The organism is Streptobacillus felis (assembly GCF_001559775.1).
GTDB lineage: Bacteria > Fusobacteriota > Fusobacteriia > Fusobacteriales > Leptotrichiaceae > Streptobacillus > Streptobacillus felis.
The window spans coordinates 56,234-64,193 of record NZ_LOHX01000292.1; the positions used below are offsets into that span (position 1 = coordinate 56,234).

A 7,960-nucleotide genomic window follows, 5' to 3' on the forward strand; every position below is an offset into this window, starting at 1 on the left:
ATGAATCATAAAGTCTATGATAGTTTAGATAATCCTCATGCAAGGAAAAATCTTTATTTAAAAGATGTAGCTGATGGTATTACTACAAACAAAGCTTCACATGCATATAATGTGGAAATGAAAAAGTTACTTGAAGAAGAAAAAATATACCTTTCTGCATTAAATAAATTAAAAGCATCTGAGAAAACTACTTTATTATCAAAATATGATAAAAAAGAAGCAAGTTTAAGATTAGAATTATTTGAAGCAGAAAAAATAGGTACTTTTTATGTAGGTAAAGAGGATAAAAGTTATGACTTTGAATTAGAATCAAAGAAAAACAAAATAAAAATAGATAGATTACCTAGTATAATAGAATTATACAGTGATTCAATTAGAGAAAAGAAAGACTTACAACTAAAGTTATCAACTCTTTCAAAACAAGATGACGAATTAAAAGTCAAAGAGTTTGAATCTAAAAAGTCAAAATTGACTGAAGAATTTAAATCTAATGTTGACAAATTAAAAAATAGTCATAGTGAAGGTTTAATTTCTAAAAAAGCATTAAAAACTCAAATAGAACAATTGAAAATGGAATTAAAAGATAAGCTAGAAGTATTAAAACTTGATATTCCTAGTGAAGCAATAAAAAGTAGAATAAGTGTTTTAAATTATTTATCTACTGTAGAAGTTAAATCAAGATATAAGATTATGCAACAAGATATTGCAGATTTATATAGAAAAATACCAGTAGAAATAGAATCAATTAATAAAACACCTGCACTATTATCAATATTATTCCCAGGACTAGGACAATATCATAATAAACAATACTTTAAGGCAGCATTATTCTTTATAGGATTATTATTTATATATTTTGTTGCTATTCCTTATACTCTAGGATATGGAAACTATAGAGGTGAGGGAATAAGAGGTTTAATGACACTAGCAAAAAATGGTAAAAAATTAGATAAATCTATCATATTCATGATAGAAGGTATAATTTCAATTATTTTAATATTATTTACTATAACTATTTCTTTATTATCATATAAAGATGCAAAAGATGTAATGGTAGATAAATTAAGAGGAGTTAGACCAAGAACAGCATTTGAAACTATAGAATCATTAAAAGAAGATGGATTCCCTTACATAGTTTCTATAAGTTCATTTATATTATTAATATTTGTTGTTATTTTACCTATAATGACTACAATATTACTTTCATTTGCAGGTATGGATCCTAATAATCAATCTAAATTTAGTTGGATAGGACTTGAAAACTATAAACTATTACTTACAGGAACAGGTATAGCAGGAGGACCTTTCTGGTTAATCTTAGGATGGACATTAATTTGGACATTATTTGCAACAACACTTGCAATTACTGTAGGATTTGGTCTTGCATTACTTGCAAATAACGAAAGAATTAAAGGTAAAACATTATATAGAACTATTTATTTATTACCATGGGCCGTTCCAGCATTTATTACAATAATGTTCTTTAGTATTATGTCTTCTAGAACAGGTCAAATAACTAAAATGCTTGAATTTATACTGGGTGGAGACTGGGCTATTAAAAATAGTACAACTTTAACTAGAATAGCTTTAATTTCATTACAAACATGGCTTGGAAGTTCATATGTATTCCTATTATCAACAGGTGTATTACAAGGTATACCTTCAGATTTATATGAAGCTGCAGATATAGATGGTGCAACAGCTTGGCAAAAATTATCAAGAATTACTATACCTCTAGTATTATTCCAAACAGCTCCATTATTAATAGGACAATATACATTTAACTTTAATAATTTCTCTATAATTTATCTATTTAATGGTGGAGGTCCTTTTGATCCATCTAAATATGGTAACTTAGCAGGAAGTACAGATTTATTAATTTCATATATATATAAATTAACTATAGAAAAACAATATCAATCTATAGGGGCTGCAATAACAGTATTTATATCTATAGGATTAATGTTTGTAGCATATTTAGGATTTAAAAACTCTAAAGCTTTCAAGGAGGGTAAATAATGGCTAAGAAAAGTAAAAATACTAATTTATATTTATCAGATAAACCACCTTTGAATTTTGCGGGAAAAGTTGGGTTAGCACTTAGTTATATTATTTTAACTATCTGGGCTTTATTAATTATAGTGCCATTAGTTTTCATGGTAGTGGCATCATTTAATGGTGAACAAGAAAAATACCTAATTTTAGGATCAACTTTTAAATTTTCACTAAAACATTATGGAATATTATTTAGCAAAACATTATTCTTAAGATGGGTTGTTAATACTATTGCGATAGCAACAGCTACAGCTTTATTTACATTATTAATAGTATCTTTCACAGGATATGTATATTCAAGATTTAGATTTAAAGGTAAAAAGGTTTCATTAATGGCTATAATGTTAATACAAGTTATACCTGCATTTGCTGGGATAGCTGCATATTACACTATGCATCAAATTATAGTTTCAATATTTCCTTTCTTTACAAGAACTTTAATGTTAATTTCTATTTATGCAATAGGTGGTATTGCAGGAAATACATTTATACTAAAAGGATATATTGATTCAATTTCGCCTGAGTTAGATGAAGCAGCTAGAATGGAAGGTTCATCTAATATGCAAGTATATAGATTAATCATTATGCCTATAGCAAGACCTATGCTTGCAATTATAGCTTTATGGTCATTTATAGGTCCATTTATGGATTTCTTATTACCAAGAATATTACTTACAAATCCTAAACAATATACACTTGCAGCTGGTTTATTTACATTAATTTCTGATGATAGAACAAGACTAGAACCAGTATTTGCTGCAGGAGGAATTTTAACAGCAATACCTATAGTACTATTATTTATAGTACTACAAAAACAATTAGTATCTGGATTAAGTAGTGGATCAGTGAAAGGATAGGAGAATATATGAAAGTAGAATTAAAAAATGTAGGAAAAAAATATGAAGGAAATGATGTATATACATTAGAAAATATTAACTTAGAAATAGAAGACAAAGATTTTTGTGTTATCTTAGGTCCATCAGGATGTGGTAAATCGACTTTACTAAGAATGATAGCAGGATTAAATTCTATAACAACAGGAGAATTATTATTTGATGATAAAATCATGAATAAAGTACATTCAAAAGATAGAAATATAGCTATGGTTTTCCAAAGTTATGCACTTTATCCACATATGACAGTTTATGATAATATGGCATTCTCATTAGCTATGAGAAAAATGGATAAAAAAATGATACATGAAAGAGTTTTAGAGGCAGCAAAAATTTTACAAATTGAAAAATATCTTTATTCAAAACCTTCTGATATTTCTGGAGGACAAAGACAAAGGGTTGCATTAGGACGTGCAATAGTTAGAAAACCAGCAGTATTCTTAATGGATGAGCCTTTATCTAACTTAGATGCTAAGTTAAGAGAACATATGAGAATAGAGTTAGTTAAAATACATAGAAATTTAGACACTACAACTATATATGTTACTCATGACCAAACTGAAGCTATGACTATGGGAACTAGAATAGTATTAATGAATAATAGTGTTATTCAACAAGTTGGTAAACCAGAAGAATTTTACAACAAACCACAAAATATATTTGTAGCTAAATTTATAGGGTCACCTACTATGAATATTATGGAAGGATATATAAAAGATGCTCACTTCATTTCAAATTCTGAAGAGGTAGTTATTAAAGCTAACGATATAGATAAAGAAAGATTAAGAGAATATGAAGGTAAAAAAGTATCTTTAGGTATTAGATCTGAAAGATTCTTAAGTGGTGAAGGACATGAAAATAGATTTGCTGCTACTATAGAAGTAATAGAAATGTTAGGAAAAGAAAAATTACTTTATTGTAAATTAACTGACGGAACTAACTTAGTAGTTACAATGCCAGGACATTATAACTATGAAATAGGAGAAGTACATAACTTCGGATTTGATACTGAAGCATTACACTTCTTTGATGAAAACGGAAATAGAATATAGTAGTAATAATAAAAAGAGGGTCAACCCTCTTTTTAAGTAAAAGAAAAGGTGGTATATGATTAATAAAGCAGGATTTTATCATGAGCCTGTATCAAGATATTGCTTTGCAATAAATGATAATGAATTAGTTATAAGGCTTAGAATAGATAAGAAAGATAAAAATAAAGAGGTATATTTTATCTATGGGAAAAAATATGACTTTTATTTAAAAAGAAATGAAAAAAGAATTTATGTAAAATATGAAGATGATACCTATGCCTATTTTGAATTTAATATTAAATTAGAAGATGTTAGACTAGCATATGTTTTTAAAATGGTAGATGGAGAAAAAGAATATTATTATAGTGAAGATGGAGTAACAGAAGTATATGATTTTAAACTTGCATATTATAATTTTTTTCAAGTTCCATACATCAATAAAAATGATGTTATGCCTACCATAAATTGGTGTAGAAGTGCTATATATTATCAAATATTTGTTGATAGGTTCTATAAAGGTAAGGAAAAAGATGAAACATATATTAATTTGAAGTGGGGTAATAAACCAAAACCAACATCTTTTGCAGGAGGGGATTTAGAAGGAATAAGAAAAAAAATTCCACATTTAAAAGACTTGGGTATAAATGTAATTTATTTAACTCCTATTTTTTCTGCAGAAACAAATCATAAATACGATACTTTAAATTACTTTGAAATAGATAAACAATTTGGTGACAAGGAAGATTTTAAAAAGTTAGTAGATGATATACATGCTAATGGGATGAAAATAGTTTTAGATGCAGTATTTAATCATATAAATATGAATAGTAAAGAATTTATGGATGTTAGAAAAAAAGGTAGTGATTCTAAATATTATGATTGGTTTGTAATTAAAGGTGAATATCCTGATATTAAGAAAATTAATTATGAATGTTTTGCCTCGGTAAGAGAAATGCCTAAATTAAATACAGTTAATAAAGAAGTGCAAGATTTTTTAATTACAGTAGGGAAATATTGGATAGAAGAATTTGATATAGATGGTTGGAGACTTGATGTTGCTGATGAAATATCTTATGAATTTTGGAGAAGGTTTAGAACTGAAATTAAAAATATAAAAGATGATGCTGTATTAATAGGTGAAAGTTGGCACGATGGATATCCTTTTCTTAAGGGGGACCAATATGATGGTATAATGAATTATGGATTTACAAAAGCAGTACTTGATTATGTCGCTAAAGATAGGATAGATTCAAATGGACTATGCCATAGTTTGACTAGATTATTAATGAGAAATTTAGGTCAGGTAAATATTATGAATATGAATCTTTTAGATTCTCATGATACTGTTAGATTTTTAACTGATGTAAATGGGTCTAAGGATAAATTATTGATGGCTCTTTCTCTATTATTTACGTTTATTGGAACACCATGTATATATTATGGAACTGAAATACTTATGGAAGGTTATTCTGATCCTGATTGTAGAAGATGTTTTAATTGGAATGAAAAAAAATGGGATAGTATGTATTTATCAAAACTTAAAGAATTAATATCTCTTAGAAAAGAAAAAATAATTCAATATGGTGATGTTAAATTTGAAGTGGTAGAAAGTATGTTTAAAATGACGAGATATTTAGGAGATAAAGAAATAATTTTAATCTTAAATATGAGTAAAAATGATAAAATCCTTTCTTTAGGAGATGTTATTTCTAGTAATAAATATGAAAATAATATTTTAAAACACGAGGGATATATAGTATATAGAAGGTAGGAAATATGATATTTAAATATAGAAGAGGAAATCCAATTAAAACTGATAGCACAGTTATGTATATAGAGAGTAATAATGAATTGGATTTTTTCAATAAAACAATAAAAGATAAAAAAATTTTATTTGATATAGATGAAAATACTTTTGTTTATGGTTTAGGTGGTAGTAATAGAGGTATAAATAAAATTGGATATACATATACATCTTATTGTAGTGATGATCCCGTACATACAGAAGACAAGACTTCTTTATATGCAGCACAGAATTTTTTTGTGATAAAAAATAAAAAAGATATATTTGGGATATTTATAGATAGTCCATCTAAAATAACTTATGATGTAGGGTTTACAGAAATAGATAAATTTAATATAGAAATTGAAAGTGAAGATTATGATATCTATTATATTAAATCAAAAACAATTTTAGATATTGTTAAAGAATTTAGGAAATTAGTAGGAAGAAGTTATATACCTCCTAGATGGGCCTTTGGATACGGGCAAAGTAGATGGGGATATATGAATGAAGAAGATATAGTCAGAGTTTATGATAAACATTATGAAAATAATATAGGATTAGATATGATTTATTTAGACATAGATTATATGGATAATTTTAAAGATTTTACAATAAATAAAGAAAGATTTCCTGATTTAGAAAAATTAGTTAAAAATTTAAAAAATAAAAATGTAAGACTTATACCTATTATTGATGCTGGAGTAAAAATAGAAAAAGGTTATGATGTATATGAAGAAGGTGTGAAAAAAGGTTATTTTTGTAAAGATGAAAAGGGGAATGATTTTGTGGGTTCAGTTTGGCCGGGTTTAGTACATTTTCCAGATTTTTTAAATAAAGATGCAAGAGAATGGTTTGGTATGAAATACAAATACCTTATAGATAAAGGTATTGAGGGCTTTTGGAACGATATGAACGAGCCAGCTATATTTTTTACAGATAGAGGAATAGAAAATATGTTTTCTAAAATTGAAAAATATAGAGGTAAAAAGGATATAGGTGTATTTGATTTATGGGAAATGAAAGATTCTTTCATGGAAATGAATAATTCTGACTTAGATTATAAAAAAATGTATCATAATTTAGATGGTAATATTATTAATCACTATAATGTACATAATTTATATGGATATAATATGACTAGAAGTGCGGGTGAAATGATAGAAAAAATTTCTCCTGAAGAAAGAAAATTGTTATTTTCTAGAGCATCATTCATAGGTATGCATAGATATGGTGGTATATGGACAGGAGATAATTTTTCTTGGTGGTCACATATATTATTATCTATGCAACAAATGGTTGGATTAAATATGTGTGGTTTTATGTATATAGGGTCTGATATAGGTGGATTTAGTGGTAATTGTAGTGAAGATTTAATGATGAGATGGCTAGAATTTGCAACTTTTACCCCACTGATGAGAAATCATTCTGCAATAGGAACTAGAAATCAAGAATTATATCAGTATAAAAATATTAATAAATTAAGTAGTATTATTGATATAAGATATAGATTATTACCATATATATATAGTACTTTTATGAAATGTGTACTTAGAGATGAAATGTATTTTAAACCTTTAGCATTTGAATTTGATGATGAAATTTCAATTCGAATTGATGATCAATTGTTAATAGGTGATGAAATAATGATAGCACCAGTGTATAAAGCAAATCAAAATGGAAGAATAGTATATTTACCTGAAGAGATGAAAATGGTTAAATTTAAAGAAAGTAATGTTTTATGTGAAGAGATTTTAGAAAAAGGACATCATTATATTAAAACAGAACTAGATGAATTTTGTATATTTATTAGAAAAGGGAAAAAGATACCTTATGCTAATATAGCTAAAAATGAAAGTGAAGTAAATTTTGATGTATTTAATTTCTTAGGTTATGATAACGCAACATATGAATATTATAATGACAATGGAATAGTAAGAAAAGTATCTGAAAAGTATATTAAAACAATATAATTTAAGGGCAATTAATTGCCCTTAAATTAATATAGATAAAAAAATAAAAAAAAGCAAAAAAAGTTCTTGACATAGAGGGGGGTCTTATGGTAAGATTATTAATGTCCATAACGGACGAGGACAATGGAAAGAAAAGGAATAAATAAAGCAAACAAGAAAGACAAGAAGTCAATTTAAGGTAAGAACAATAACTTTGAGAAACAAACTGACAAAAAGGTGAAGAAT

The 7,960-nt window shown here is 26.6% G+C and carries 5 protein-coding genes; all 5 read left to right on the top strand.

Annotation, left to right across the window (positions count from 1 at the left end):
• From AYC60_RS08405 to AYC60_RS05790, 5 genes are read left to right on the top strand one after another with little or no spacing between them, the layout of a single operon-like run.
• Positions 1-2,019 (top strand): ABC transporter permease subunit, encoded by a 2,019-nt coding sequence (locus AYC60_RS08405; protein WP_197416990.1) that lies wholly within the window; start codon positions 1-3, stop codon positions 2,017-2,019.
• Positions 2,019-2,912: a sugar ABC transporter permease gene (locus AYC60_RS05775; RefSeq protein WP_067322312.1), complete on the top strand. Its 894-nt coding sequence runs from the start codon at positions 2,019-2,021 to the stop codon at positions 2,910-2,912. Before AYC60_RS08405 ends, AYC60_RS05775 begins: the two co-directional genes overlap by 1 nt.
• Positions 2,913-2,920: 8 nt before the next feature.
• Positions 2,921-4,000, top strand: a complete 1,080-nt coding sequence (locus tag AYC60_RS05780; RefSeq protein WP_067322315.1) for an ABC transporter ATP-binding protein — start codon at positions 2,921-2,923, stop codon at positions 3,998-4,000.
• Positions 4,001-4,055: 55 nt separating this feature from the next.
• Positions 4,056-5,750, top strand: a complete 1,695-nt coding sequence (locus AYC60_RS05785; protein WP_197416991.1) for a glycoside hydrolase family 13 protein — start codon at positions 4,056-4,058, stop codon at positions 5,748-5,750.
• A gap of 5 nt (positions 5,751-5,755) precedes the next feature.
• Positions 5,756-7,735 carry a glycoside hydrolase family 31 protein gene (locus AYC60_RS05790; RefSeq protein ID WP_067322318.1) on the top strand — a complete coding sequence of 660 codons (1,980 nt, stop codon included), beginning with the start codon at positions 5,756-5,758 and terminating at the stop codon, positions 7,733-7,735.
• Positions 7,736-7,960 lie beyond the last annotated feature (225 nt).

Bases quoted from the DNA above. Each gene is read 5' to 3' on its own strand.
- AYC60_RS05785 (WP_197416991.1), top strand. From the start codon at position 4,056: ATGATTAATAAAGCAGGATTTTATCATGAGCCTGTATCAAGATATTGC.
- AYC60_RS05780 (WP_067322315.1), top strand. From the start codon at position 2,921: ATGAAAGTAGAATTAAAAAATGTAGGAAAAAAATATGAAGGAAATGAT.
- AYC60_RS05790 (WP_067322318.1), top strand. From the start codon at position 5,756: ATGATATTTAAATATAGAAGAGGAAATCCAATTAAAACTGATAGCACA.
- AYC60_RS05775 (WP_067322312.1), top strand. From the start codon at position 2,019: ATGGCTAAGAAAAGTAAAAATACTAATTTATATTTATCAGATAAACCA.
- AYC60_RS08405 (WP_197416990.1), top strand. From the start codon at position 1: ATGAATCATAAAGTCTATGATAGTTTAGATAATCCTCATGCAAGGAAA.